At 57.7% G+C, this 26,191-nt stretch carries 27 protein-coding genes; 12 read left to right on the top strand and 15 right to left on the bottom strand.

Annotated features, from left to right (window positions below; all coding sequences use genetic code 11):
• Positions 1-180: 180 nt before the first annotated feature.
• From KI231_RS23475 to KI231_RS23465, 3 genes are all read right to left on the bottom strand, one after another.
• Positions 181-1,095: a glutamate/aspartate ABC transporter substrate-binding protein gene (locus KI231_RS23475; protein ID WP_103305470.1), complete on the bottom strand. Its 915-nt coding sequence runs from the start codon at positions 1,093-1,095 to the stop codon at positions 181-183.
• A gap of 260 nt (positions 1,096-1,355) precedes the next feature.
• Positions 1,356-1,769 carry a DUF4440 domain-containing protein gene (locus KI231_RS23470; protein ID WP_213026468.1) on the bottom strand — a complete coding sequence of 138 codons (414 nt, stop codon included), beginning with the start codon at positions 1,767-1,769 and terminating at the stop codon, positions 1,356-1,358.
• Positions 1,750-3,117: an MFS transporter gene (locus KI231_RS23465; RefSeq protein ID WP_213026467.1), complete on the bottom strand. Its 1,368-nt coding sequence runs from the start codon at positions 3,115-3,117 to the stop codon at positions 1,750-1,752. The genes KI231_RS23470 and KI231_RS23465 overlap by 20 nt, the downstream gene beginning before the upstream one ends.
• A gap of 105 nt (positions 3,118-3,222) precedes the next feature.
• On the opposite strand from KI231_RS23465, the gene KI231_RS23460 reads away from it, so the two are divergent.
• Positions 3,223-4,110, top strand: coding sequence for a LysR family transcriptional regulator (locus KI231_RS23460; RefSeq protein WP_213028832.1), 888 nt, complete (start codon positions 3,223-3,225; stop codon positions 4,108-4,110).
• Between the two features lie 204 nt (positions 4,111-4,314).
• On the opposite strand, the gene glpD is transcribed toward KI231_RS23460, so the two are convergent.
• The 4 genes from glpD to KI231_RS23440 form a co-directional block, all read right to left on the bottom strand.
• Positions 4,315-5,850 (bottom strand): glycerol-3-phosphate dehydrogenase, encoded by a 1,536-nt coding sequence (gene glpD, locus KI231_RS23455; RefSeq protein WP_103305473.1) that lies wholly within the window; start codon positions 5,848-5,850, stop codon positions 4,315-4,317.
• Positions 5,851-6,124: 274 nt separating this feature from the next.
• A complete protein-coding gene (locus KI231_RS23450) occupies positions 6,125-6,880 on the bottom strand; it encodes a DeoR/GlpR family transcriptional regulator (protein WP_016986643.1) in 756 nt (251 codons plus the stop codon).
• A gap of 95 nt (positions 6,881-6,975) precedes the next feature.
• Complete coding sequence (glpK, locus tag KI231_RS23445) at positions 6,976-8,478, bottom strand: glycerol kinase GlpK (RefSeq protein WP_103305474.1); 1,503 nt, start codon at positions 8,476-8,478, stop codon at positions 6,976-6,978.
• Between the two features lie 77 nt (positions 8,479-8,555).
• Complete coding sequence (locus KI231_RS23440) at positions 8,556-9,407, bottom strand: MIP/aquaporin family protein (protein WP_213026466.1); 852 nt, start codon at positions 9,405-9,407, stop codon at positions 8,556-8,558.
• A gap of 362 nt (positions 9,408-9,769) precedes the next feature.
• Here KI231_RS23440 and ybaK point away from each other — a divergent pair, with 362 nt between their 5' ends.
• Both ybaK and KI231_RS23430 read left to right on the top strand, forming a co-directional pair.
• A complete protein-coding gene (ybaK, locus tag KI231_RS23435) occupies positions 9,770-10,240 on the top strand; it encodes a Cys-tRNA(Pro) deacylase (protein ID WP_114885222.1) in 471 nt (156 codons plus the stop codon).
• A gap of 98 nt (positions 10,241-10,338) precedes the next feature.
• Positions 10,339-11,121 (top strand): PhzF family phenazine biosynthesis protein, encoded by a 783-nt coding sequence (locus KI231_RS23430; protein ID WP_213026465.1) that lies wholly within the window; start codon positions 10,339-10,341, stop codon positions 11,119-11,121.
• A gap of 115 nt (positions 11,122-11,236) precedes the next feature.
• Here the strand turns inward: KI231_RS23430 and KI231_RS23425 are convergent, their stop codons facing one another.
• On the bottom strand, positions 11,237-12,346 hold the full coding sequence (locus KI231_RS23425) for an ABC transporter ATP-binding protein (protein ID WP_213026464.1): 1,110 nt from the start codon (positions 12,344-12,346) through the stop codon (positions 11,237-11,239).
• Entirely contained in the window at positions 12,343-13,263 is a 921-nt protein-coding gene (argF, locus tag KI231_RS23420; protein ID WP_093430582.1) for an ornithine carbamoyltransferase, read from the bottom strand. Before argF ends, KI231_RS23425 begins: the two co-directional genes overlap by 4 nt.
• 403 nt (positions 13,264-13,666) lie before the next feature.
• Between argF and plzR the strand changes: the two genes are divergently transcribed.
• The 3 genes from plzR (at position 13,667) to grxD (ending at position 16,635) form a co-directional block, all read left to right on the top strand.
• Entirely contained in the window at positions 13,667-13,957 is a 291-nt protein-coding gene (gene plzR / locus KI231_RS23415; RefSeq protein WP_103305479.1) for a PlzR type 4 pili assembly inhibitor, read from the top strand.
• Positions 13,958-14,090: 133 nt separating this feature from the next.
• A complete protein-coding gene (locus tag KI231_RS23410; protein ID WP_213026463.1) occupies positions 14,091-16,196 on the top strand; it encodes a molybdopterin oxidoreductase family protein in 2,106 nt (701 codons plus the stop codon).
• A 97-nt stretch (positions 16,197-16,293) separates the two neighbouring features.
• Positions 16,294-16,635: a Grx4 family monothiol glutaredoxin gene (gene grxD / locus KI231_RS23405; protein ID WP_016773402.1), complete on the top strand. Its 342-nt coding sequence runs from the start codon at positions 16,294-16,296 to the stop codon at positions 16,633-16,635.
• A 177-nt stretch (positions 16,636-16,812) separates the two neighbouring features.
• Here the strand turns inward: grxD and bfr are convergent, their stop codons facing one another.
• Positions 16,813-17,286, bottom strand: coding sequence for a bacterioferritin (gene bfr, locus KI231_RS23400; RefSeq protein WP_103305481.1), 474 nt, complete (start codon positions 17,284-17,286; stop codon positions 16,813-16,815).
• Positions 17,287-17,487: 201 nt separating this feature from the next.
• Positions 17,488-17,706 (bottom strand): bacterioferritin-associated ferredoxin, encoded by a 219-nt coding sequence (locus tag KI231_RS23395; protein WP_003227725.1) that lies wholly within the window; start codon positions 17,704-17,706, stop codon positions 17,488-17,490.
• A 314-nt stretch (positions 17,707-18,020) separates the two neighbouring features.
• On the opposite strand from KI231_RS23395, the gene KI231_RS23390 reads away from it, so the two are divergent.
• From KI231_RS23390 to KI231_RS23380, 3 genes are all read left to right on the top strand, one after another.
• Positions 18,021-18,623 (top strand): peroxiredoxin, encoded by a 603-nt coding sequence (locus KI231_RS23390; protein ID WP_003227723.1) that lies wholly within the window; start codon positions 18,021-18,023, stop codon positions 18,621-18,623.
• A 189-nt stretch (positions 18,624-18,812) separates the two neighbouring features.
• A complete protein-coding gene (locus KI231_RS23385) occupies positions 18,813-19,283 on the top strand; it encodes a Panacea domain-containing protein (protein WP_103305482.1) in 471 nt (156 codons plus the stop codon).
• Positions 19,284-19,286: 3 nt separating this feature from the next.
• Positions 19,287-19,700, top strand: a complete 414-nt coding sequence (locus tag KI231_RS23380; RefSeq protein ID WP_213026462.1) for a hypothetical protein — start codon at positions 19,287-19,289, stop codon at positions 19,698-19,700.
• Positions 19,701-19,757: 57 nt separating this feature from the next.
• Here the strand turns inward: KI231_RS23380 and rnt are convergent, their stop codons facing one another.
• The gene (gene rnt, locus KI231_RS23375; protein ID WP_007916667.1) at positions 19,758-20,435 is read right to left on the bottom strand and encodes a ribonuclease T; all 678 of its coding nucleotides are present in this window, start codon (positions 20,433-20,435) and stop codon (positions 19,758-19,760) included.
• A complete protein-coding gene (gene pyrC / locus KI231_RS23370) occupies positions 20,432-21,478 on the bottom strand; it encodes a dihydroorotase (protein ID WP_093430577.1) in 1,047 nt (348 codons plus the stop codon). Before pyrC ends, rnt begins: the two co-directional genes overlap by 4 nt.
• Positions 21,479-21,638: 160 nt before the next feature.
• Between pyrC and KI231_RS23365 the strand changes: the two genes are divergently transcribed.
• Together KI231_RS23365 and KI231_RS23360 are read left to right on the top strand one after the other, a co-directional pair.
• The gene (locus KI231_RS23365; RefSeq protein ID WP_213026461.1) at positions 21,639-22,547 is read left to right on the top strand and encodes a flagellar protein MotY; all 909 of its coding nucleotides are present in this window, start codon (positions 21,639-21,641) and stop codon (positions 22,545-22,547) included.
• Between the two features lie 129 nt (positions 22,548-22,676).
• Positions 22,677-23,894: an argininosuccinate synthase gene (locus KI231_RS23360; RefSeq protein ID WP_003227714.1), complete on the top strand. Its 1,218-nt coding sequence runs from the start codon at positions 22,677-22,679 to the stop codon at positions 23,892-23,894.
• A 136-nt stretch (positions 23,895-24,030) separates the two neighbouring features.
• Here the strand turns inward: KI231_RS23360 and KI231_RS23355 are convergent, their stop codons facing one another.
• On the bottom strand, positions 24,031-24,744 hold the full coding sequence (locus tag KI231_RS23355; protein WP_213026460.1) for a hypothetical protein: 714 nt from the start codon (positions 24,742-24,744) through the stop codon (positions 24,031-24,033).
• A gap of 501 nt (positions 24,745-25,245) precedes the next feature.
• Between KI231_RS23355 and KI231_RS23350 the strand changes: the two genes are divergently transcribed.
• A complete protein-coding gene (locus KI231_RS23350; protein ID WP_007916656.1) occupies positions 25,246-25,872 on the top strand; it encodes a response regulator transcription factor in 627 nt (208 codons plus the stop codon).
• Between the two features lie 89 nt (positions 25,873-25,961).
• Here KI231_RS23350 and KI231_RS23345 read toward each other — a convergent pair whose 3' ends face one another.
• Positions 25,962-26,141, bottom strand: coding sequence for a PA3496 family putative envelope integrity protein (locus KI231_RS23345; protein ID WP_103305487.1), 180 nt, complete (start codon positions 26,139-26,141; stop codon positions 25,962-25,964).
• Positions 26,142-26,191: the final 50 nt, after the last annotated feature.

Here is a 26,191-nt window from a genome sequence, read left to right as displayed (position 1 = left end):
CGATTCGATCGATGTACAAGTGCCCGCTTGGGGAACTCCGTTCCCTCCCTGACCTTGACGGTCAGGCACACGCGATCGGCTCGACAGCCACCGGTTCGAGTGTTTCCAAAAAAGTGCCAGCAGGGAGTGACAAACTCCTGAAAGGGCTGCGCCCCTTCAGGAGATAAGGTTAGTCAGAAATCAGGATTTCTTGTCGTCAGCCGCTTTGTCGGTCGGATTGGCGATCAGGGCCTTGAGTTCGTCGCTCATCGGGAAGTTCAGGTTCAGGCCTTTTGGCGGGATCGGTTGCATGAACCACTTGTCGTAGATCTTGTTGATCGCGCCCGATGCATAGGTTGCCTTGATCGCATCGTCGACAGCCTTTTTGAACGGCTCGTCGCCTTTGCGCATCATGCAACCGTAGATTTCGTACGACTGTGGGGTGCCGGTGACGGCCCAGTCATCAGCCTTCTTGGCTTTGGCGGCTTCGCCGGCCAGCAGGGCGTCGTCCATCATGAATGCAACGGCACGACCCGATTCCAGCATCTGGAAGGATTCGCCGTGGTCTTTGGCGGAGATGACGTTCATGCCCATCTGCTTGTCGGCGTTCATCGACTTGAGGATGCGCTCGGACGTGGTACCGGCGGTGGTCACGACGTTCTTGCCTTTCAGGTCATCGAAATCCTTGTACTGGGAGCCTTTCTTGGACAGCAGGCGAGTACCGATTTCGAAGATGCCGACGGAGAAGTCAACTTGCTGCTGACGCTCGACGTTGTTGGTGGTGGAGCCGCACTCGACGTCCACGGTGCCGTTCTGCACCAGCGGGATACGGGTTTGCGAGGTCACCAGGTTGTATTTGACTTGCAGGTTTGGCAGGTCGAGGTCTTTTTTGATCGCTTCGACGATGGCCAGCTGGATGTCGTGGGAGTAGCCGACTGGCTTGCCCGACGCATCAGCGATGTAGGAAAACGGGATGGAGGCGTCGCGGTGGCCCAGGGTGATCACACCGGACTCTTTGATCTTCTTCAGGGTGCCGGTGAGTTCGGCGGCGAAAACTGGCGTGCTGATCAGAGCGGCAGCAATGGCTGCGCCCAGGATATGGGGAACGATGCGCATCAAATTTTCCTCGACATTGTTTTTTTTATGGAGCCAGTTTGTCGGCCCTTTTGTGCTTCGAATGCCTGACGGCTCCTGAAGTGTTGGCACAGCAGGCATTCGTCGAGAGAGTGTAGAGCATGAGTCGTGCCAGACCAGTCGTCGAAGGTTAACTGGCTGATTTACAAGGTGATTAAGTTTTTGTGGCGGTATTTTTCGCCACAACTGATCCGGTTAACCGAATCGACCGCAAAGTCGCGTTCGGAAAACCGAACGAGCTTTTAACCGTTAGTCGGGGTGAACGCAGTTTCATGCAGGTATTGCCACTCAACACGGTCTGCCTGGACTCGCAGAATCGCTACCGAGACGCGTGAGGTGACGTTCTCACCCTGGCGATGGGTTTCGGTATAGCTCAGCGCAATCGTTTCGCCTTCCTGCCAGACCGTGTGCAGATCACTTATAACGATCTCAAGCCCCGGCCTGCCACCCACATTTCGCCTGAACAGTTGTTCGACCTGCGCTCGATCAACCGTCACTCCCGAGGTGGTGACCATGCTGAAGTCCTTGGCGAAGGCGTCCATCAGCGGTGCGATGGTGGCTGCGCCGCTGCCGTCAGTATCGGTAAACACGCGGTGAATCAGTTCATGCACGTGGTGAATGCTGTGTTGCGCTAGTTCAATCGGGTTGTTGTTCATGGTTTGCCTTTGCAGGGTTCAATTGACTCATCAAAAACAGCGGGAACAGGCCGACCAACGCCGCAATCGCAAAAGTCGCGTGATAGGCCGAAGGGGCGTCGAACGGCTTGAGCAGCAGGTTGAAAATCATCAGAAACAGCGCGGCACCGAGGCTGAATGACAGCTGCCGATTGATGTTCCAGATCACGCTGGCTTTGTGCGTGTCGCTGCCGTTGAAATCCATCAGTGAGGTGGTTTGCGCGGTGTTCGCACCGATGCCGCCGCCAATGCCCATCAGGCTGTAGGCGATGACAATCAGCCAGAGATCGCTCGGCGCATTCACCTGTGTGAGGGTGACGATGCCGGCGCTGTGCAACAGCATGCCGAGGATGAACAGGCGCCTGGCGCCGACCCGGTTGTAGACCCGGCCGCCAATGGTCATCGCGATGAACGCGCCGATGGCGTAGACAATCATGAATGCGCCGGTCAGCCGGGCGCTGAAGTGCAGGGTGTTCTGCAGGAAGAAGATGCTCAACAGATTGACCCCGGTGAACACGCCGGGAATCGCGTAATAGATGAAGATCGACGTGCTGAGCCGCGTGCTGCTGAGCAAGCTCAGATCGATGATTGCGTGGCGCGACTGGCGGTAATGGCGCAGGTACAGCGCTATGAACAGCAGGCCCGCTGCGATGCAGGCCATGGCCAGCCAGGTCCGGGCGTCGCCGCCATACAGCGACATGCCCATCAGCAGGCTGGCGAGTGCCGTACTCACCAGCAACAGGCCTTTGATGTCCGGGCGTGACAGGTCGCCCGTTTTCGCTTCCTTGATCCACCGCCACGACAATCCAGCCGCGATCAGCGAGAACGGCACATTGCTGTAAAACACCCAGCGCCATGAACTGCTGTCGACGATGAAGCCGCCAACCGTCGGTGAAATCGCCGGGGCAATCAACGCAACCGCCATCACCAGCGTGGAGATCTTCGCTCGTTGCTCACCCTGAAACAGATTGAACGTCAGCGCCTGCCCGACCGGTATCAGCAGACCGCCACCGATGCCCTGCACGAAACGCCAGATCACCAGTTCCGCGAAACTGTTCGCCAGCCCGCACATCCACACCGCTACGCTGAACAGCAGCATTGAAGCGGTGAGCACGTTCCGACTACCGAAACGCGCGGCCAGCCAGGTGCTCAGTGGGATGATCAGGGTCAGCCCGAGAATGTAGGCGTTGGCGACCCACGCCACGGACGCGCTGCTGACGTGCAGCGTTGCCGACAGGCTGGGCAAGGCCACGGCCGACATGAAGATATTGATGCAGTCGATAAAGAAGCCGATCAGGAAGATCGACGCGACCTTGTAGCGATAACTCATGGTGTTTCCCCTTTGTCGGCGAGCTTAGGGGCGATAGACTCCGGGCGTCGATGCAATGGGGCTGAACACAATGTTTGAAGGGATTTGACAGTGAATCAGGGCGCCATGCACGGGCATTTGAATCGGGTCCAGACGTTTCTCGCGATCGTCGATCTGGGGTCTTTCACCAAGGCTGCCGATTACCTGAATATCAGCAGGGCCATGGCCAGCCTGCACATCAAGGCGCTGGAAGAGGCGTTGGCCACTACGCTGCTGATCCGCACGACCCGCACGGTAGCGCTGACTGAAACCGGTCAGAGCTTCTATAACGAGTTCAAGGAAATCGTCGCCGATATCGACAGTGCCTTTGATAACGTCCTGAAGGGCAGCAATCGGGTGTCCGGCAAGTTGCGGATCAGTTCGACCAGTGAGTACGGCGAGAAATACATCCTGCCGTTGATCCCGTTGTTTTTGCAGACCTATCCGCAGATCAGGCTGAGCTACCACGTCAACTCTTCATTGAATGATCTGGTGGCGGAGAAGCTTGATCTGGTGATTCGTCTGGGCCGCCTGGCCGACTCGGCGTTCAAGAGTCGCAAGATTGCTGACTATGAAATCGTCCTGGTCGCCACCGAGCAATTTCTCGGTCGTCATCCGGTGCGCGAGCCACAGGACCTGAGTGGTGTGCCATGGATCGCCAACAGCAATCTGCAGACGCCGACCCAGTGGTTAATGCGCGATGAGCGAGGGCAGGGCGTCGAGGTCAGCGGTGTGCATCACTTCGAAACCAATTCTTCGGCGGCAATGCGTTCGATGGCCCTGTCGTCGCTTGGGGTGTCGGTGCTGCCGAAGTGGCTGATCGAGGATGACCTTGCCAGTGGACGGTTGATTCGTTTGTTGCCGGCGTATTCGTTGCCGCAGCGGTCGATCAATGTGGTGTTTCCCAACACGGCGCACTTGCCGCACAAGTCGCGGGTGTTTATTGATTTTCTGCTGTTGCATCTGGGGAGCTGATATCGCTGGTGTCGGTGCAGCCTTGTGGCGAGGGGATTTATCCCCGATGGGCTGCTTAGCAGCCCCGCTTTTGTTTCAAGTGAGGGGCCGCTGCGCGACCCATCGGGGATAAATCCCCTCGCCACAGGTCAGCGCCTGATCCTGAGAAAAGAAAAAGCCCCTGAATCTCGCGATTCAGGGGCTTTTGTTCAAGCGCCGGTCAGATCAGGCCGCTTCAATCTTGCGGTTCTGCTCGACCTTACCCAGATACGCCGCCAGTTTTTCCTGTTCGGCCGGGGTGGTGAACAGCCCCAGTTTGCTCCGGCGCCACAGAATGTCGTGGGCCGTCGTCGCCCATTCTTCGCTGCACAGGTAATCGACTTCACGGGTATAGAGCCCGCCGCCGAGGTGTTCGCCCATGTCCGCCAGGGTTTCCACACCTTCAAGCATGCGCCAGGTACGGCTGCCGTAGGTGGTGGCCCAGCGCCGGGCGATCTCGGTTGGCACGAAGTCGAACTTGTCGCGGATCAGTGCGCTCAAGGCCTGCGGCGTAGTCATGTCTTCGCCGCCGGGCAGGGTGGCGGTGGCCGTCCAGCTCGGACGCATCTGGGTGAAGAACGGCAGCAACTGCGCCATCGCCGACTCGGCGAGTTTGCGGTAGGTGGTCAGCTTGCCGCCGAACACCGACAGCAGCGGCGCTTCTTCACTGCTGCCCGACAGCGCCAGGGTGTAATCGCGGGTGACGGCCGACGGGTTGTCGGATTCGTCGTTGCACAGCGGACGTACGCCCGAGTAGCTGTGCTGGATGTCGTCGCGGCTGATTTGCTTCTTGAAGTGGGCATTGACCACTTTCAGCAGGTAATCGGTTTCGCCTTCGGTGATTGCCACTTTCGCTGGATCACCGGTGTATTCACGGTCGGTGGTGCCGATCAGGGTGAAATGGTTCAGGTACGGAATGGTGAAAACGATGCGCTGGTCTTCGTTTTGCAGAATGTGCGCGTGATCACCTTCGTACAGCTTCGGCACGATGATGTGGCTGCCCTGGATCAAGCGGATGCCGTACGGCGATTCCATCTTCAGATCGTCACGGATGAACTTGGCCACCCACGGGCCGGCCGCGTTCACCAGCGCTTTGGCGGTGATCGAAAACAGGCTGCCGTCGGCGCGTTCCAGGTTCAGGTGCCACAGGCCTTTGGCGCGGCGGGCGCTGACGCAACGGGTCTGGGTGTGGACGTGGGCGCCTTTTTCACGGGCGGCCATGGCGTTGAGGACAACGAGGCGGGCGTCGTCGACCCAGCAGTCGGAGTATTCGAAGCCTTTCTTGATTTCGCTTTTCAACGCGCTATCGGCACCGAACTTCAGGCTTTTCGAACCCGGCAGTTTTTCGCGCTTGCCGAGGTTGTCATACAGGAACAGGCCGGCACGGATCATCCACGCCGGACGGAGGTGCGGACGGTGCGGCAGCACGAAGCGCATCGGTTTGACGATGTGCGGCGCCTTGGCCAGCAACACTTCGCGCTCGGCCAGCGCTTCGCGCACCAGACGGAATTCGTAATGTTCGAGGTAGCGCAGGCCACCGTGGATCAGCTTGCTGCTGGCTGACGACGTGTGGCTGGCCAGGTCATCCTTTTCGCAAAGGAACACCGAAAGCCCGCGACCGGCGGCATCCGCTGCGATCCCCACGCCATTGATCCCGCCGCCGATGACGGCGAGGTCGTAGATCTCGGAGATAGGGGGCGTACGCAAGGTAGATGTGGACATCGGCTGGCCTCGGGCTCTTTTGATTTTCTGTATTGGAAATCGAACATGAATGTTCATTTGCGAAAATGGTAGCCCATAAAGACGCGCACAGCCAGTCGCGTTCGATTGAAAATACTCATCGAAGGGCAGGGAAAGGAAAATTTTCGAACATTCACAGGCAGATCGTTCCCATGCTCCGCGTGGGAATGCATCCATCGACGCTCTGCGTCGGCTTTTGAGATGGGACGCAGAGCGTCCCGGGCGGCATTCCCACGCAGAGCGTGGGAACGAGGGGTTAAACGACTTCCAGGCGAATCTTGTGCTGGGTCAGCAACTGCGCCAGCGCCGGCACTGGCTGCTGATCGGTCACCAGACAATCGATCAGGCTGATCGGGCCGAGGCGGATCATCGCGTTACGCCCGAACTTGCTCGAGTCCGCTGCCAGGATCACCTGGCGCGCATTGGCAATGATCGCCTGGGAAACCCGCACTTCCTGATAATCGAAGTCGAGCAGGCTGCCGTCCTCGTCGATGCCACTGATACCGACCAGCGCAAAATCAACCTTGAACTGATTGATGAAGTCCACGCTCGCCTGACCCACCACACCGCCATCGCGGCGCACATTGCCGCCAGTCAACAGCACGTCGAAATCATCCTTGGCACTGAGCATCGACGCCACGTGCAGGTTGTTGGTGATGATCTTCAGGTGATTGTGATTGAGCAGGGCGCGGGCAATCGATTCGGTGGTGGTGCCGATGTTGATGAACAGCGAGGCATGATCGGGGATCTGTGCGGCGATCGCTTCACCGATGCGTTGTTTTTCATCGCGCATCTGATCGGCGCGCATCGCATAGGCAGTGTTTTCGACACTGGAATCATAGGCCGCGCCGCCATGGTAGCGACGTAGCAGATTGGCTTCCGCGAGCTGATTGATGTCGCGGCGGATGGTTTGCGGGGTAACAACGAACAGCGTGGCCATCTCCTCGATGCTCACATAGCCGCGTTCGCGGACCAGCTCGAGGATTTGCTGCTGACGGGGAGGCAGATTCATGGGGCTTCCTTTGGGCTGCCGTGCAAAATTTGCCCATGATGCCGCAGGAATCTCCTCCCGACCAGTTAGTTGCCTATCAGTCTCTGAAGGTTGGCTTATTCAGCGTCTTCACGCGCCCAGTCACGGGTGCGGCTGACGGCTTTTTTCCAGCCTTTGTACAGCTTCTCTTTCTCCACTTCGTCCAGGCTCGGTTCGAACTCACGCTCGATCACGGCCTTGCCGCGCAGTTCGTCCAGGCTGCCCCAGAAACCGCAGGCCAGACCGGCCAGATACGCCGCGCCGAGTGCCGTGGTTTCGCGCATTTGCGGGCGCTCGACCTGCGTGCCAAGGATGTCGGCCTGGAACTGCATAAGGAAGTTGTTCGCTACCGCGCCGCCGTCCACGCGCAGGGCCTTGAGGCGTTCGCCGGAGTCCTGTTGCATGGCGTCGAGCACGTCGCGGGTCTGGTAAGCGATCGATTCCAGCGCAGCACGGATGATGTGGTCAACACGTACACCGCGCGTCAGGCCGAACAGCGCACCACGGGCATACGGGTCCCAGTACGGAGCGCCCAGACCGGTGAAGGCCGGTACCAGGTACACGCCGTTGCTGTCCTTCACTTTATTGGCGAAGTATTCGGTGTCGTGGGCGTCGTTGATGATTTTCAGTTCATCACGCAGCCACTGCACGGTCGAACCGCCGTTGAACACCGCACCTTCCAGGGCATAGGCGACTTCGCCACGCGGGCCGCAGGCGATGGTGGTGAGCATGCCGTGCTTGGATTTCACTGCTTTGTCGCCAGTGTTCATCAGCAGGAAGCAACCGGTGCCGTAGGTGTTTTTCGCCTGGCCCGGCTCGACGCACATCTGACCAAACAGTGCTGCCTGCTGGTCGCCGGCGATCCCGCCGATGGCGATGCCGCTCTTGGTGCGGCCGTAGATTTCCGACGAGGCTTTGACTTCCGGGAGCATCTCGCGCGGGATGTCGAGGATCTCCAGCATCTTCGCGTCCCACTCCAGCGAGTGAATGTTGAAGAGCATGGTGCGCGAGGCGTTGGTGTAGTCGGTGACGTGCACCTTGCCACCGGTGAATTTCCAGATCAGCCAGCTATCGACGGTGCCGAACAGCAGTTCGCCGTTGCGCGCACGCTCGCGGCTGCCTTCGACGTTGTCGAGGATCCACTTCAGCTTGGTGCCGGAGAAGTACGGGTCGGTGACCAGACCGGTATTGTCGCGGATATAGTCTTCGTGGCCATCACGCTTGAGCTGCTGGCAGATCTCGGTGCTGCGGCGGCACTGCCAGACGATGGCGTTGTAGACCGGACGACCGGTGGTCTTGTCCCAGACCACGGTGGTTTCACGCTGGTTGGTGATGCCGATGGCGGCCACCTGGTCGTGATGCAGGCCAGCCTGAGCCAGCGCTTCAACCATCACCGCGCTCTGGGTGGCGAAGATCTCCATCGGGTCGTGTTCGACCCAACCGGCTTGCGGGTAATGCTGAGCGAATTCACGCTGGGCGGTGCAGACCACGTTCGCGTCGCGGTCGAAAATGATCGCGCGGGAGCTGGTCGTACCCTGATCGAGGGCAATGATGTAGTTCTTATTCTGAATGTCGGTCATGTCGATTGCCTTGGACGAAATAAGGGAGAGTGGGCCGGGGCGCAGGCTCTATCTGGCAGGAGCCTGCGCCGACTGTTTCAAGAAGTTCTTGGTTTGCCGTCAATGGCCGGTTCTGCATCCTTTGTAGCAGGTGTGGCGCCGGTCAGGTGACGGGCGATGAGCCCGCGATACCCGGCAGCGCCGAGGCAGGCACCGACAATCGGTGCAAAAATCGGAATCAGGAAGTACGGAATATCGCGACCGCCAGTGAAGGAAATTTCACCCCAGCCCGCGAAGAAAGTCATCAGTTTAGGACCGAAGTCACGTGCCGGGTTCATCGCAAAACCGGTCAGCGGGCCCATCGAGCTGCCGATTACGGCGATCAGCAAACCAATCAGCAGCGGCGCCATCGGGCCTTTCGGCAAGCCGTTGTTATCGTCGGTCAGGGCCATGATCACGCCCATCAGGATGGCGGTGATGATCATCTCGACCAGAAAGGCCTGGGCGGTGGACAGCACCGGGTTCGGGAAGGTGGAGAACACCGACGCCAACTCCAGGCTGGCAGCCGAGCCGCGAACCATGTGGTGAGTTTGTTCGAAATCGAAGAACAGGTTGCTGTACAGCGTGTAAACCAACAGTGCGCCGCAGAAGGCGCCGGCAATCTGCGACAGGATGTAGAACGGCAGTTTGCGTTTTTCGAAGTCGGCGAAGATGGTCAGCGCGATGCTCACGGCCGGGTTCAGATGTGCGCCGGAAACGCCGGCGGTGAGGTAGATCGCCATGCTTACGCCGACGCCCCAGATGATGCTGATTTCCCACAGGCCGAAGCTGGCGCCCGCGACTTTGAGCGCGGCGACGCAGCCGGTACCGAAAAAGATCAGTAAGGCAGTACCCAGAAACTCGGCCAGGCATTGGCCCGAGAGCGTTGGTTGCTGTAAAGCAGTTGTCATTGAAAACCTCGATTTTTGTTGTTGTCTGGCGCTTTGCCGACAGGGCAAGGCGCGATTTTCCCCGGGGCAGGATCCCCATCCTGTTCCCGGTTTACTGCTGAGTGCTGCGGTAACCATAATTCTTACATTATTCAGATTCGAAAAAATATAGACAAGAAACAAACCTGTCAAAGGTCGAAAGTGAACTGTCGGTCACAATAAAACTATTAGCCCCATGAATGATCCTCGGTGAGCGGTGTTCCCCATCGTTCTGGAAAGTCTGCAGGCCACGGGAAACGCGGCGTTGAACTAGAGCCTTTTGTGATCTGATCGCCTAGAATCCGGCGCAGGATTTTTCTGCCACTGCCAAGCCTGGAGCTGCCATGACCCCTGCGTTGGACTTGTTGAAAAAAGTTCGTGCCGAACATCGCGTGCACAGTTACGAACATGACCCGAAGGCCGCGTCCTATGGGCTGGAGGCCGCAGAGAAGCTGGGGCTTGAGCCGGCGCAGGTGTTCAAGACGCTGCTGGCTGCCAGTGAAAAGGGCGAATTGTTGGTGGCGGTGGTGCCGGTCGTCGGAAGTCTCGACCTCAAAGGTCTGGCTCATGCGGCAGGGGTGAAAAAAGTCGAGATGGCGGATCCGGCAGCGGCGCAGCGCTCCACCGGTTATCTGTTGGGCGGCATCAGTCCGCTGGGACAGAAGAAACGCCTGCGTACCTTCATCGATAACTCGGCTCAGGCTTTTGCGACTATTTATGTCAGCGCCGGTCGGCGCGGGCTGGAAGTTGAACTGGCACCTGCCGTGCTGGCTGAACATACCCAAGCCAAATTCGCCGACATCGGTCGCGCGTAAGAGAAACCAGCGCTGTATGAAGAAAATTGGCCGGTTCTGTCACTGGCGCTGACCCGGCCAGCGCTGCATGCTCTGCCGACTGACTCAGGGAGTAGGTTATGCAGCTTGATTTTCATCAGGTCGACGCATTCAGTGATCGGCCATTCAGTGGCAACCCGGCGATGGTCTATCGGCTCGACGCGTGGCTCGCGGATGAGTTGATGCAGAAGATCGCCGCCGAACACAATCTGGCGGAAACCGCGTTTCTGGTGCGTGAAGGTTCGGCGTGGCATATCCGCTGGTTCACCCCGACCACCGAAGTACCGTTGTGCGGCCACGCGACGCTGGCCAGCGCTTATGTGCTGTTCGAGATCTACAAGGAAACTGCTGAGCGTCTGGACTTCATTTGCAAGTCCGGGCCGCTGAGTGTCAGTCGTGAGGATGGCCGCTTGTGGCTGGACTTCCCGTCAATCGTGCCTTCGGAAATTGGCGTGACGCTGGATGTCGAACGGGCGCTGGGCGTTGAAGCGGTGGATGTACTCGGCTCCAACGAGCTGTTTGTGGTGCTGGAGTCGGAGCAGGCCGTGCTCGACTGCAAACCGGACATGGTCGCACTGGCCAGGCTGCCGTGGCTTGGGGCGATCGTCACCGCGCGCGGCAACCAGCACGATTTCGTCTCGCGCTACTTCGCTCCGGCAATTGGCATCAACGAAGATCCGGTCACCGGTTCGACCCATTGCAGCCTGATTCCGTATTGGTCAAAACGTCTGGGCAAGTCGAGCCTGACCGCCTGCCAGCGCTCGGCGCGGGGTGGCGAGTTGTTCTGTCGGCTTGAGGGTGAGCGGGTGAAGATCGGTGGCCATGCCACGCTCGTGGCGAGCGGCACCCTGATCCTCGGTTAACGCAACCCCCTGTAGGAGTGAGCCTGCTCGCGATCACGGTATATCAGTCAAATCTTCTGTGACGGATGTACCGCGATCGCGAGCAGGCTCACTCCTACAGGGCAATGGTGTTGGGTCAGAGGGCGGTGCTGTAGCGGCGCACGCCGTTTTCCACGGCAGGGATTTGTGCCGCGGTGCTGCCGGAGGCCTGGAAAAGTACCAAATGCTCGGCTGCAACACGAATCCCGACCTCTGCGCCAACCTGATGATCAGCATGACTCGGGAAAATCGACTCCAGCTGCGCACCGGTCGGCAATTGCAGGCGATACAGCGTCGAAGCACCAAGGAAAGTCTTGCCGACAATCCGTGCCTTCAGCGCGCTGTCCGGCGCATAAACAATGTCATCCGGGCGCAGCAACACATCCACTGCGCCGCCAATCGGCCAGGTATAGGCACGATTGCCACGCAGTTCGCCGAGTTCGGTCTGCACCGATTCCGGGCTGGCGAGCTGGCCGCGAATGAAATAACCCTGACCGATGAAACTTGCCACGAACGGCGTCGCCGGCTCGTGATACAGGTTGTACGGCGTGTCCCACTGCTCCAGCCGACCTTCCTTGAAGACGCCGACGTGATCGCTCACGGCAAAGGCTTCTTCCTGATCGTGGGTCACCAGAATCGCACTGGTGCCGCGAGCCTTGAGGATGTCGCGCACTTCGTGGCTGAGCTTTCGGCGCAACTCGCCGTCGAGGTTGGAAAACGGCTCATCCAGCAATAGCAGTTGCGGCTCGGGCGCCAGGGCCCGAGCGAGGGCGACACGTTGCTGCTGGCCGCCGGACAACTCGTGCGGGAAGCGCTTGCCGAGGTTCTTCAGGTTGACCAATTCGAGCAACTCTTCGGTGACGCGATCTTTTTGCGGGTGTTTGCGAATGCCGAACGCGATGTTGTCCGCGACGCTCAGGTGCGGGAACAGCGCGTAGTCCTGAAACACCATGCCGATCCGGCGTTTCTCCGGCGCCAAGGTGAAACCGGCGCTGGAAATGGTTTCGCCACCCAGGGTGATTTCACCTTCGTGCACCGGCTCGAAACCGGCAATGGCGCGCAACGTGGTGGTCTTGCCGCAGCCGGACGAGCCGAGCAGGCAGCCGATGTCACCGGCATTGAGGTGCAGATTGAGGTTCTGCACCACTCGTTGATCTTGATAGCCGCAAGCGAGGTTGCGCAGGTTCAGCAGTAATTCATGGCTCATGCGTGGTGATATGCCGGTTCGACGAGGAACTCGAGCAGGGCCTTCTGTGCGTGGAGACGGTTTTCTGCCTGATCCCAGGCGACGGAGCGCGGGTCATCAAGCAGGTCGAGACTGATTTCTTCGCCACGGTGCGCCGGCAGGCAGTGCATGAACAGCACGTCCTCGGCAGCGAGGTCGAGCAGGGCACGGTTGACCTGGAACGGTGCGAACAGCTTGAGGCGTTTGGCAGTTTCCTCTTCCTGGCCCATCGAGGTCCAGACGTCGGTGCTGACCAGATGCGCGCCGCGCACGGCATCCTGCGGATCGCGGACGATGGTCACGCGATCGCCGGCCCTGGCCACGAATTCAGGATTCGGCTCGTAACCTTCCGGGCAGGCAACGCGCAACTGGAAGTCGAACTGGATCGCCGCTTCTATATAGCTGTTGCACATGTTGTTGCCGTCGCCGATCCAGGCCACGGTCTTGCCCTGGATCGAGCCACGGTGTTCAAGGAAGGTCTGCATGTCGGCCAGCAACTGGCACGGGTGCAGGTCATCGGACAGGCCGTTGATCACCGGCACGCGCGAGTTGGCGGCGAATTCGGTCAGGGTGCTGTGGGCAAAGGTACGGATCATCACCGCATCGAGCATGCTCGACATGACAATGGCGCAGTCGCCGATTGGCTCGCCACGGCCCAGTTGCGTATCACGCGGCGACAGGAAGATCGCCTGACCGCCGAGCTGGATCATGCCCGCCTCGAAGGAGATCCGGGTACGGGTCGAGGATTTCTCGAAGATCATCCCCAGCACGCGGTTTTTCAGAGGCTCGAACAGTACGCCGCGGTTACGCAGGTCCTTGAGCTCAACGCCTCGACGGATCACGCTGACCAGCTCTTCGGGCGTGCAATCCATCAGGGAGAGAAAGTGCCTTGCGCTCATCATTGACTACCTTTTGCTACAAACCGCAGATGCTCAAAGCCTTGTTTAACGGAACAACGGGCGAGACCTGCGGCGTAAGCCGCACGGGGGCGACGAAATAGGGGAAGGCGCGATATTGACACTAAATGTCGCGTTTTTCCAATAGGCTACTTTTGTTGTGGGATTCGGAGGGCGGACTGCACGGTGCAGTAACGCATTTGAAGCCGGGTTCAGGACAGCAGCGAAGCACTTTGTACACTGGCTTCCCGGGGCTTGGCAATCCGGCGTGACGCGGATGCAGCGCTTTGGTCGGTTCGAGACCGAGTGGTTGCAGATTCGCTTGGTCGGATGCGCAGGCTGAAACATTTGCTAAAGCAAAGTGCTGAGTTATAACTACCTTTCGAGCGACGCAGGAAGCCTTTGAATGGAATCGAAAGAAAAACTGTTGATGGAATTGCTGGGTCACACGGCTCGCTCCCTGACCCATCTCACCGCGTCGGTCACCTCCATGTCCTTCGAGTTGTTGCGCAGCGAAGATGACGTGGTCAAGGCTGCCAGCCGCCAGATGATCGACCGCATGGCCACGATCAGTGCCGGGCTCGACGAGCACTGGCGCCTGATCGGCGAGCTCACCGGCGTACACGTCGCTCACGAGCAGATCGAAACCATTCAGGAAATCCAGTTGCAGGCGCCGCCGCAGTTGCCGTCGAACTGATTCGACGGGCTATCGGCTCGCCTGATGGTCGTCGATTCACAAGACGAACGTCGCTGGCGCCTGGCTGGCGCACGGGCCATAGTTTTGTTCCCGCAGGCGTTGTTGCCTGCCCAGAACACAACAGAGACTGGCCATGACCAAGACTCTCCATCACCGTGCCTGCCACCTGTGCGAAGCCATTTGCGGTCTGACCATCGAAACCACTGAAACCGACGGCCATGTCGCGATCACCTCGATCAAGGGTGATGCCCTCGACACCTTCAGTCGTGGCCATATCTGTCCCAAAGCCGTCGCCCTGCAAGACATTCAGAATGATCCCGATCGCCTGCGTCAGCCAATGCGCCGGGTCGGCAGTGAATGGCTGCCAATCGAGTGGGACGAGGCATTTGCACTGGTAGCCGAGCGGCTGGCGGCGATTCAGGAGCGACATGGGCAGAATGCTGTCGCGGTGTATCAGGGCAATCCGAGCGTGCACAATTACGGGCTGATGACCCACAGCAATTACTTTCTCGGCCTGCTGAAAACCCGCAATCGCTTCTCCGCCACCTCGGTCGATCAGTTGCCGCATCACCTCAGCAGCTACCTGATGTACGGCCACGGTTTGCTGTTGCCAATCCCGGACATCGATCACACCGATTTCATGCTGATTCTCGGCGGTAATCCGCTGGCGTCCAACGGCAGCATCATGACCGTGCCAGATGTTGAAAAACGCCTGAAAGCGATTCAGGCGCGCGGCGGCAAGGTCGTGGTGGTCGATCCGCGCCGCAGCGAGACGGCAGCGATGGCCGATCAGCATCTGTTCGTACGTCCCGGTGGTGATGCTGCATTGCTGTTCGGGCTGCTCAACACGCTGTTTGACGAAGGCCTGGCCCGCGGCAGTCATTTGCCGGTCGAGGGTCTGGACGAGGTTCGCACGGCCGTGGCGTCGTTCACTGCCGAAGCCATGAGTCCATTGTGCGCCGTGCCTGCCGAGCAGATCCGTCAGCTGGCCCGCGACTTTGCCGCTGCGCCGAGCGCCGTGTGTTACGGACGTATGGGCGTTTCTACCCAGGCGTTCGGCACGTTGTGCCACTGGGTGGTGCAGTTGATCAATCTGGTCACCGGCAATCTGGATCGGGTCGGTGGTGCGCTGTGTACCGAACCGGCGGTGGATCTGGTGGCGTCGACCTCCGGCGGGCATTTCAACAAATGGCAAAGTCGTGTGTCGGGCCGTCCCGAGTATGGCGGTGAGTTACCGGTCTCGGCTCTGGCCGAAGAGATGCTCACCGAAGGCGAGGGGCAGATCCGTGCACTGATTACCGTCGCCGGCAACCCAGTGCTGTCGACGCCGAACGGGCGGCAGTTGGAGCAAGCGCTTGATGGTCTGGAGTTCATGGTCAGCATCGACCTGTACATCAACGAGACCACGCGTTACGCCGATCTGATCCTGCCGTCGACCTCGGCGCTGGAGAACGATCACTACGACACCACGTTCAACCTGTTCGCGGTGCGCAACGTGACCCGCTTCAATCGCGCAATCCTCGCCAAGCCCGAAGGCGCGCTGCATGACTGGGAGATCTTCGTCAGCCTGGCCAAGGCCTTTGCCGAGAAGACCGGCAAGGAGCTGAAGCCGACCATGCCACCGGCGAAGATGATCGACATGGGCCTGCGCATGGGTTACTACGGCGATGCCTCCGAACACAAACTGTCGCTGGCGACACTGTTCGATCATCCCCACGGGCTAGACCTTGGAGCATTGAAGCCGAATCTGGCCAAGCGTTTAAAAACGCCTGATCAGCGCGTGCAGGCTGCGCCCCCCGAGATCCTCGCCGACCTCGCACGCTTCGCCGCCTTACGGGCGCCAGCCGCCGATGAACTGCTGATGATCGGGCGCCGCCATGTGCGCAGTAACAATTCATGGATGCATAACTATCACCGTCTGGTGAAGGGCAAGCCGCGTCATCAGTTGTTGATGCATCCGGACGATCTTGCCAGCCGAGGCCTCAACGATGGGCAGTTGGTGCGTGTGAGCTCGCGGGTCGGGCAGATCGAAGTGGAAGTGCTCGGCAGTCTGGACATGATGAAAGGCGTGGTCAGCCTGCCGCACGGTTGGGGACATGCAAGGCCGGGGGTGCAGATGGCGATTGCCAGCGGCCAGCCGGGTTCGAGCGCGAACGATCTGACCGATGAATGTCAGCTCGACGAGTTGTCCGGCAATGCCGCGCTGAATGGCGTGCCGGTGACCGTCGCGGCGGCGTGAGCATGTCTGTCGGGGAGACCGAGCAGGGCGCTCGGGATTCCGTTACAATGCGCCACCGTGCCGACCCATGAGTCGGAAAGTTCAGCCGAGGTGCTCCATGGATATCATCGAAACGATTAAAGAGCAGATTGCCAACAACACCATTCTGCTTTACATGAAAGGTTCGCCGAATGCCCCACAATGTGGCTTCTCCGCGAAAGCTGCACAGGCTGTGATGGCGTGTGGCGAAAAGTTTGCGTACGTGGACATCCTGCAGAACCCGGAAATCCGCGCCAACCTGCCGAAGTACGCCAACTGGCCGACTTTCCCACAACTGTGGGTCGGCGGTGAACTGGTCGGCGGTAGCGACATCATGACCGAGATGGCTGCTGACGGTTCGCTGCAAAGCACCATCAAGGCGGCTGTCGAAGCGGCTGCTGCGAACAAGTCGGAAGCCTGATCGGCCTCTGTGAGAGCCAGCAATCTGGCTCTCACACTGGTTTTACCCGGCACCTGCTCCCTGTTGGAGCTGTCGAGTGAAACGAGGCTGTGATCTTTTGATCTGCAGCCAATAAAAAGCCCCGCGCCTCGAAAGAGGGCGGGGCTTTTTAGTGTCTCTTGTTTAGCGGGCGCTAACTTACTCTTCGCCCATCTGCGATTGCAGATAGTTCTCAAGACCGACTTTATCGATCAGGCCCAGTTGGGTTTCCAGCCAGTCGATGTGTTCTTCTTCGGATTCGAGAATATCTTCGAGCAGTTCGCGGCTGCCGAAATCGCCAACGGTTTCGCAATGAGCGATCGCGGCTTTCAGATCAGCGTGGCCGGTCTTCTCGATGCGCAGGTCGCACTCCAGCATTTCCCGGGTGTGCTCGCCGATGTGCAGCTTGCCGAGGTCCTGCACGTTCGGCAGGCCTTCGAGGAACAGGATGCGCTTGATCAGCTTGTCCGCGTGCTTCATCTCGTCGATGGATTCTTTGTACTCGTGCTTGCCCAGCTTGTTCAGGCCCCAATCTTCATACATACGTGCATGCAGGAAGTACTGATTGATCGCGACCAGCTCATTGGCAAGGATCTTGTTGAGATGCTGGATGACTGTAATGTCGCCTTTCATGATCGGAGTCCTGCCCTGTAATAGCTGTATATAAGGCGGAGTTTGAGCTTCGTACTTATAAGTGTCAAACCTAAGTTATTGAATAATATATGAAAATTAATCGGAATAAGAATGTTTGTGTTCCGCGTCTAGACGCTAACCAATTGATTTTCAGGCATAAAAAAACCGGACATAAGTCCGGTTCTTTGAAATAGGGGTAATTTACGCAGCGGTAAATTCTACAGGATAGGGGATCGCAGCCTGGGCGGTTTGCAGCTTGGTCAGGGTTTCGCGTACGACTTCCTTGGCAAGGCAGGCACATTTGCCGCATTGGCTGGCGACGCCGGTGGCCTGGCGGACTTCTTTATAGCTGCAGCAACCTTCATAGATCGCTTCGCGGATCTGTCCGTCGGTGACGCCAGTGCAGAGACAAACATACATAAGTGAGAACCGTCGCTGGTTGTGACTCAATTGCGATGGATCTTAATGTTAACGAGAATGATTGTCAAAGTGCTTTCGGAACGCTTTGCGCAGGATTTGCGCGTGACTGACGAGCGGTAATGACTGGCCATCTGCCTGGCCCCGTAAATGCAGCGCCGTTATCCGCCTGCTTTAAAAAACCGTTAAGGACAGGCCAAAAACGCAGTGTATGATGGTCGGCCCTTGCGAAGGGGGTTCGTGTCACAGGGCTGTCGCCTGAGGGTGGCAGGCTGGCCCGGACCCTGAACTTCAAGTTTTTACACCAGGAGATATCAATGAGCGTACTCGTAGGCAAACAAGCCCCTGACTTCACCGTCCCGGCCGTACTCGGCAATGGCGAGATCGTTGACAGCTTCACTCTGTCCTCGGCCATCAAAGGCAAATACGGCCTGGTGTTCTTCTACCCACTGGACTTCACCTTCGTCTGCCCGTCCGAGCTGATCGCTCTGGACAACCGCATGGCTGACTTCAAGGCTCGCAACGTTGAAGTGATCGCCGTGTCGATCGACTCGCACTTCACCCACAACGCCTGGCGCAACACCCCAGTGAACAATGGCGGCATCGGCCAGGTGAAATACACCATGGCTGCCGACATGAAACACGACATCGCCAAGGCCTACGACGTTGAGTCCGAAGGCGGCGTGGCTTTCCGTGGCGCATTCCTGATCGACGACAAGGGTGTTGTCCGCTCGCAGATCATCAACGACCTGCCGCTGGGCCGTAACATGGAAGAGCTGATCCGTCTGGTCGACGCTCTGCAATTCCACGAAGAGCACGGCGAAGTCTGCCCTGCCAACTGGAAAAAAGGCGACAAAGGCATGAACGCTTCGCCAGAAGGCGTTGCTGCATACCTGACCGAGAACGCTGCTGCCCTGTAAGGCGCAACGTCGAGGTACAAAAAAACCGGCCCACGTGGCCGGTTTTTTTTATGTGGAGAATTATTTGAAACAGCCTATCGGCATCATTTGTTTCAAATGCGCGAGAAAAATACTGGATGACTGAACAGTGGTTGGATAGGGTTGTGCTCGAGCGATAACAGGTCGCCTCACTTCAGTAAGGACGGTGCAATGGATTGCATGATGCAGAAGGGGATTCAAATGCCGAGTAGCCTGGACGTTGCGGATTATTTCCTCTGCCTGGAAGGGCATGAGGGGGAGATCTCCAATCTTAAAATTCAAAAAATGGTTTATTACGCTCAAGGATTCAGTCTGGCCGTCCATGGCGAGGCTCTCTTCCCTGAAAAGCTGGAAGCGTGGATGCACGGGCCAGTGGTTCCGGATCTGTATCGAAGATTCAGCCAATTTGGATCGAGTGCCATTCCTCCTCCAAGTGATTTCAATCCAGATGTCTTCAGTGCCAAACAACAAAGTTTGCTCAACGAAGTGTTCGACGTTTATGGCCAATTCTCGGCGTGGAAACTACGTCAGCTGACACATGAAGAAGCCCCTTGGCGTAGAAACTTCAAGGAAGGGGAGTTCAGCCGAGAAATTCCCGCCTGTGAGATGCAGGAGTATTTCCGAGAGCATTTGGTGAACTGAAAAATGGCCAGGTTCAAACGCAGGGAACGCGATGCGGCGGCTGCAGTAACGGCAAGGACGTCCACCATCGAAATGGATTCATCGGAAGCACGACCTCCGGTTTTCTCATTTGAATATTTGCAGAATGGATGGTGCATTCAAGATTGCGAGGCCGTCGAACGCTCGAAAATGCTTGAGCGTCTGAGGATTCTGGGAAAAATGCCTTGGAGAGAACTGCGCAAGGAGCATAGGCATCGATATGGCTGTGAAACGATTGAGAGAAACAGCTTGAAAGTCGGGATACCTGATTTTTTAACAGGTGATGTCAGATTGTTGGTGTTTCGGGCTTTCGAGCGTGTAGCGATGGTTGGCTACAAAAACCATCGGGTTTTCTACGTCATGTGGATTGATCGAGAATTTAAGCTCTATAAGCATTAAACGAAAAACCGGCCCACGTGGCCGGTTTTTTCATGTGCAGGATTTACCCGACGAGGATCAGTCGTCGAAGTCTTCCCAGCCGCCCATCTGTTTCCAGCGGTTGACGATGCCACAGAACAGCTCAGCGGTTTTCTCGGTGTCGTAACGCGCGGAGTGCGCCTCACGGCCGTCGAAATCGATGTCGGCGGCCTGGCAGGCTTTTGCCAGTACGGTTTGACCGTACGCCAGACCGGCCAGCGTCGCGGTGTCGAAGCTGGAAAACGGGTGGAACGGATTGCGCTTCATGTCCAGTCGCGCAACGGCGGCGTTCAGGAAGCCCAGATCGAAGCTGCTGTTGTGGCCGACCAGAATCGCCCGTTTGCAGCCGTTGGCCTTCAGCGCCTTGCGAATGCCGCGGAAGATGTCGGTCAGTGCCGTCTCTTCGCTGACGGCCATGCGCAGCGGATGATCGAGCTTGATCCCGGTGAACTCCAGCGCTGCCGCTTCGATGTTGGCGCCTTCAAACGGCTCAACGCGGAAGAAGTAGGTGTGATCCGGGTAGACAAAACCCTTTTCATCCATGGCGATGGTGGTCGCGGCAATCTCCAGTAACGCATCGGTGGCAGAATTGAAGCCACCGGTTTCTACGTCGACGACAACCGGCAGGTAGCCACGAAAGCGTGCTGCCATCGGGTGACGGGAACCGCCACCGCCACTTTGACCGTCCAGTTCGTCGTCGAAATGGTCTTCACTCACGCGTGTTCCTCCAGCAGGCGCCAGCGCAGTTTTTCACCGGCGCGCAGCGGGATAACGGTCAGCTCGCCAAATGGCAGGCTGGTTGGGGCGGTCCATTCTTCACGAACCAGGGTGATGCGATCGGTATTCGCCGGCAGGCCATAGAAGCGCGGACCGTTGAGGCTGGCGAACGCTTCGAGCTTGTCCAGCGCATTACGCTGTTCGAAAGCTTCGGCGTACATCTCGATGGCGGCGTACGCGGTGTAGCAGCCGGCGCAGCCGCAGGCGGCTTCCTTGGCGTGCTGGGCGTGCGGCGCCGAGTCGGTACCGAGGAAGAACTTCGCGCTGCCGCTGGTGGCGGCGTCGAGCAGAGCTTCCTGATGCGTATTGCGCTTGAGGATCGGCAGGCAATAGAAGTGCGGCCGAATCCCGCCAACCAGCATGTGGTTGCGGTTATAGAGCAGGTGATGTGCGGTGATGGTCGCGCCGACGTTGGCCGAGGCCTCGTTGACGAACTGCACGGCATCGCCGGTGGTGATGTGTTCGAACACCACTTTCAGGGTCGGGAAACGCTCGACCACACGACGCATGTGCTCGTCGATGAAGATCTTTTCGCGGTCGAAGACATCGACATCGCCACGGGTCACTTCGCCGTGGATCAGCAGGGGCATGCCGACTTCGGCCATGGCTTCCAGCGCCGGGAAAATCTTGTCGATGCTGGTCACCCCGGAATCGGAGTTGGTGGTCGCACCGGCCGGGTACAGCTTGGCGGCGTGTACGAAACCGCTGGCCTTGGCTTCACGAATTTCTTCGGGCTGGGTGCGGTCGGTGAGGTACAGCACCATCAGCGGCTCAAAGCGACTGCCGGCCGGGCGGGCAGCGAGAATCCGCTGGCGATAGCCGTCGGCTTCAGCGGCGTTGCGCACTGGCGGGACCAGGTTGGGCATGATGATGGCGCGGCCAAAGGTGCGCGCAACATCGGCAACGGTATTGGTCAACACGGCACCATCGCGAAGATGAATGTGCCAGTCGTCGGGACGCAGCAGGGTCAGGCGGTCGGACATGAGGGGATTCCAGGCGGGTCAAACTGAGGCGAATGCTACCGGAAAAGACTCTTGCAGGCACTCGCTATCAAGTTTTGCGGGATGCTTCCGATATCCCGTAGGTATGCCGTAAACATAGTGTGAATCGGTCTTTGTGTTTCAGAAGCCAATGGAGCCTCCCGTGCGCCAGCGTTATTTAGCCTTGCTCAGTGTGTTTGCCAGCCTTCCCGCGATGGCGCTCACCTACCAGACTCGCCTGGAGAACATTGAGTGGACGGTCGCCGGCGACAAGTTCGAGTGCCGCCTGAGCCAGCCGATCACCGATTTCGGTTCGGGTGAATTCGTGCGCAAGGCTGGCGAACAGGCGATCTTTCGTCTGAATGCCTACAACGCCATGCTCGGCGGCGGTTCGGCGACTTTGCTGGCAGCCGCCGCGCCTTGGCAGCCGGGGCGCGGTGACATCAATCTGGGCAGCGTCAGGCTCGGCAGTGGCAATGTCTTGTTCAGCAGCTCGCAGTCCCAGGCCGGTGGCCTGATCAGCGGTCTGCTGGACGGTCGTAGCCCGGTCGTGCGTCGTGCTTCGGGCGATGGCCGCGTGTCGGAAGTGCGTTTGTTGCCGGTGAAATTCAGTAAGGCGTTTAACGACTATCAAACCTGTGTGGCGAAATTGCTGCCGCAGAATTTCGACCAGATCAAGCAGTCGCAGATCGGCTTCCCCGGCGAGGGCGTTGACCTGGACGCTGCCGCCAAGGCCAAGCTGCAAGTGATGCTCGAATTCATGAAGGCTGATCCGACGGTCAATCACATTGAGCTCGATGGGCATTCCGACAACAGCGGCAATCGCTTGACCAACCGTGAACTGTCGCGCCGTCGGGCGCTGGCGGTGGTCGACTTCTTCAAGGCCAACGGCATTCAGGAATCGCAGATCACCGTGCGTTTCCATGGCGAGCAATATCCCATTGTGCCGAACACCAATGCGGCCAATCGGGCGAAGAATCGTCGGGTTAACGTAAAACTCGCGCGCGTGGCTCCAGTCACGGCCCCGGCACCACAAGCGAGCACTCCAGCCAACACTGCGGCGACTTCCTGACCCGCCGGTCATCGTCGCGCTCTCGACAGATTCTGTCGCTTTGTCGTCTTAAGCTGTCGCGCCTCTGTAAATTATCGCGTTTGAGCGGTAGACTCCTCGGCTTTCCGTAGAACCCCGTGGAGTGATGGCATGGCGGACGTAAACAAGGTCGTTCTGGCGTATTCCGGCGGCCTGGACACTTCGGTGATCCTCAAGTGGCTGCAGGATACTTATAACTGTGAAGTGGTGACCTTCACCGCTGATCTCGGTCAAGGCGAAGAGGTCGAGCCGGCCCGCGCCAAGGCTCAGGCCATGGGCGTCAAAGAAATCTACATCGACGACCTGCGCGAAGAATTCGTGCGCGATTTCGTATTCCCGATGTTCCGCGCCAACACCGTTTACGAAGGCGAGTACCTGCTGGGTACCTCCATCGCACGTCCGCTGATCGCCAAACGTCTGATCGAAATCGCCAACGAAACCGGCGCTGACGCCATTTCCCATGGCGCCACCGGCAAGGGCAACGACCAGGTGCGTTTCGAACTGGGCGCCTACGCGCTCAAGCCAGGCGTGAAAGTAATTGCCCCTTGGCGTGAGTGGGACCTGCTGTCCCGCGAGAAGCTGATGGACTACGCCGAGAAGCACGCGATCCCGATCGAGCGTCATGGCAAGAAGAAGTCCCCGTACTCGATGGACGCCAACTTGCTGCACATCTCCTATGAAGGCGGCGTGCTGGAAGACACCTGGACCGAGCACGAAGAAGACATGTGGCGTTGGACCGTCTCCCCGGAGAACGCGCCTGACACCCCGCAATACCTGGAACTGACCTATCGTAACGGTGACATCGTTGCGCTGGACGGCGTCGAAATGACCCCGGCCACCGTACTGGCGACGCTGAACAAGATCGGCGGTGCTCACGGTATCGGCCGTCTCGACATCGTCGAGAACCGTTACGTCGGCATGAAGTCCCGTGGCTGCTACGAAACCCCGGGCGGCACCATCATGCTGCGCGCTCACCGCGCCATCGAATCGATCACCCTGGACCGCGAAGTCGCTCACCTCAAAGACGAGCTGATGCCGAAATACGCCAGCCTGATCTACACCGGCTACTGGTGGAGCCCTGAGCGTCTGATGCTGCAGCAGATGATCGACGCTTCGCAGGTCAACGTGAACGGTGTGGTTCGCCTGAAACTGTACAAAGGTAACGTGATCGTCACTGGCCGCAAGTCCGACGATTCGCTGTTCGACGCAAACATCGCGACCTTCGAAGAAGACGGCGGTGCTTACAACCAGGCCGACGCGGCGGGCTTTATCAAGCTCAACGCGCTGCGCATGCGCATTGCTGCCAACAAGGGCCGCAAGCTGTTCTGATTTTTCAGACTGACGCGCAATAAAAGGGCGGCCTTGTCTTCGAGACAGGGCCGCCCTTTTTTACATGATTCTTTTTTTCGGCGCTCATCGAGCAATGTCTCTGGTCTGTCCGCTTGCGCGACAACGACCCCATCCTTCAAGTCCGTCCCAACAGCGTCACCGCTTGTGAGCACAGGTTGTAAACAATACACAGCGTGGTGCCTGAGTCTTTTCTGGCGTGTTTGATCTGTAGCAGCGCACTCTTCGTCAGTGAAGCGTCTGACACATGATTGGAAAGAAACACGATGACGCGGGTGGCTTTCCTGTCGTTGAGCCGGATTCTTTGCACAATTGTGGCGAGTTCTCTCGACGCATCGATGTCACGGGCATCAATGATGTGCAGGTTGCTGACGCAAACGGGCAACTGAATATTGTGTTGGACCGTCAGGTTTGACCTCGTACGGGGGGGCGTAGGCGGATCGGGCGCGTTGTGGATTTCGCACGAGTCCGCGCATTGTGCGGCGGTATCATGAGGTACGACGCGACTCGAAATTCCGAAAGTATGGTGTGTGGTGGATCCCTCTTTGGATGTGTTGCGTTTGTTGTCGCGGTCATTGCTGTCCATGGCTTTCAAGAAAGTCGCGTCCTTACCGAAATCGGAAGGTGAATAGAGTGAGCGATAATTGAAGTTCAAAGTTATAAAAAAAAGAAATAACAAATAGAACGGAAAGCTGATCAGGAACCATACATAGATGGCGCGATCCTCACTGTTGAGGAACGGCAAGGATATCGCTGCAGATGCTTCTGAGATGCCAGCGAATATAGCGATTACCGTCATTGGATTGGTGATTTTGTTTTTTATCTTTAACATGCTTGTGCTCTTGTGTTTGGTTTTTCTCATAGATGGGTTGTTCATGTTTTGTGAGATTGTGATAGTTGAGAGGGTGTTGTTGTATTTATAGCAAAAGTGTTTGATTGAGTATAAATATCTTGTTTCAAGTGTTTGTGGGGCGTGGAGGTGCATGAAAGTTGTGAAAGAGAGTGTTATTGCTTGATGTTTCCAGTTTGCACGCGTGATCATTCTTGTTAGGTATATGTCGTCCATCCGTAATGGAGTCGGAGTGTGGAATGGCCGCTGCATGGCACAAGGGTCGTAATCTGTTACAAGTTAAAGTGGGGAATATAACGAGGGAGTTAGTGCGTTACAGCGTCGGATTTATAGAGTGAAAAGGATTTTTTGTAGGAATTATCCTCAATGGTTGTAGGGAATGTCTTTCGATGCAAGTGCATGAGAGCCCCGACATGCCACTGCGCAAGTGACTGGGATATGGTGCGTGTTCTAAAAATTCGAACAGCGAAACTGGACTTGCCCATGAATAAAGTGCTGATCGTGGATGACCATCCCGTCATTCGTCTTGCGGTACGTATGCTGATGGAACGTCATGGCTACGAAGTCATTGCAGAAACTGATAACGGTGTGGATGCATTGCAACTTGCGCGCGAGCAGATGCCGGATATTGTAATTCTGGATATTGGAATACCCAAACTTGATGGACTGGAAGTTATTGCGCGTCTGACCTCGACCGCCATGCCAATTAAAGTTCTGGTACTGACCTCCCAGGCACCTGGACATTTTTCAATGCGCTGCATGCAATCGGGAGCGGCGGGATATGTGTGTAAGCAACAGGACCTGACTGAATTGCTTAGCGCAATCAAGGCCGTTTTGTCCGGCTACAGTTACTTTCCAAATCAGGCGTTGCATACAGTGCGTACCAGTCTGGGTAATGCCAGTGAAGCAGACATGGTGGATCGTCTGTCCGGGCGCGAAATGATGGTGTTGCAACAATTGGCGCGAGGCAAGACCAACAAGGAAATCGCCGACGGCATGTTTCTGAGCAACAAAACCGTGAGTACCTACAAGACCCGCTTATTGCTGAAACTCAATGCGCGTTCACTGGTTGATTTGATCGAGCTGGCGCAACGCAATGGACTCGTCTGAATGTTTTATCAGCTGACGGGGTCATGGGCCGATCGAGTTCAGCTAGCCGCAGAAAGTGAAAAGCCTCCGTTTCGGGAGGCTTTCAAGCATCAGAGATCAAAATCGTAATCGGCCAATTGCCTTTGCAGTCGGCGCTCCTCCAGCAGGTTATCGATTGTGCGACGTTTGCTGAGGTTGGTTTTGGCCACCTCGACAACCGGTTCCGGGTCATCGGTCTCAGTGGGGGTGAAATCGTCTTCTACGTCCAATCGCTCTTTTTCGGTACTCATAAAGCTGACTCCCGGCTAAGACTGCCTTTGGCGCTCCTTATATCGGTAAT

The sequence above is a fragment of the Pseudomonas sp. Seg1 genome (assembly GCF_018326005.1).
Classification (GTDB): Bacteria; Pseudomonadota; Gammaproteobacteria; order Pseudomonadales; family Pseudomonadaceae; genus Aquipseudomonas.
The sequence above is the reverse complement of the archived record's forward strand: the minus strand, read 5'-3'. Positions and strand labels throughout refer to the sequence as shown.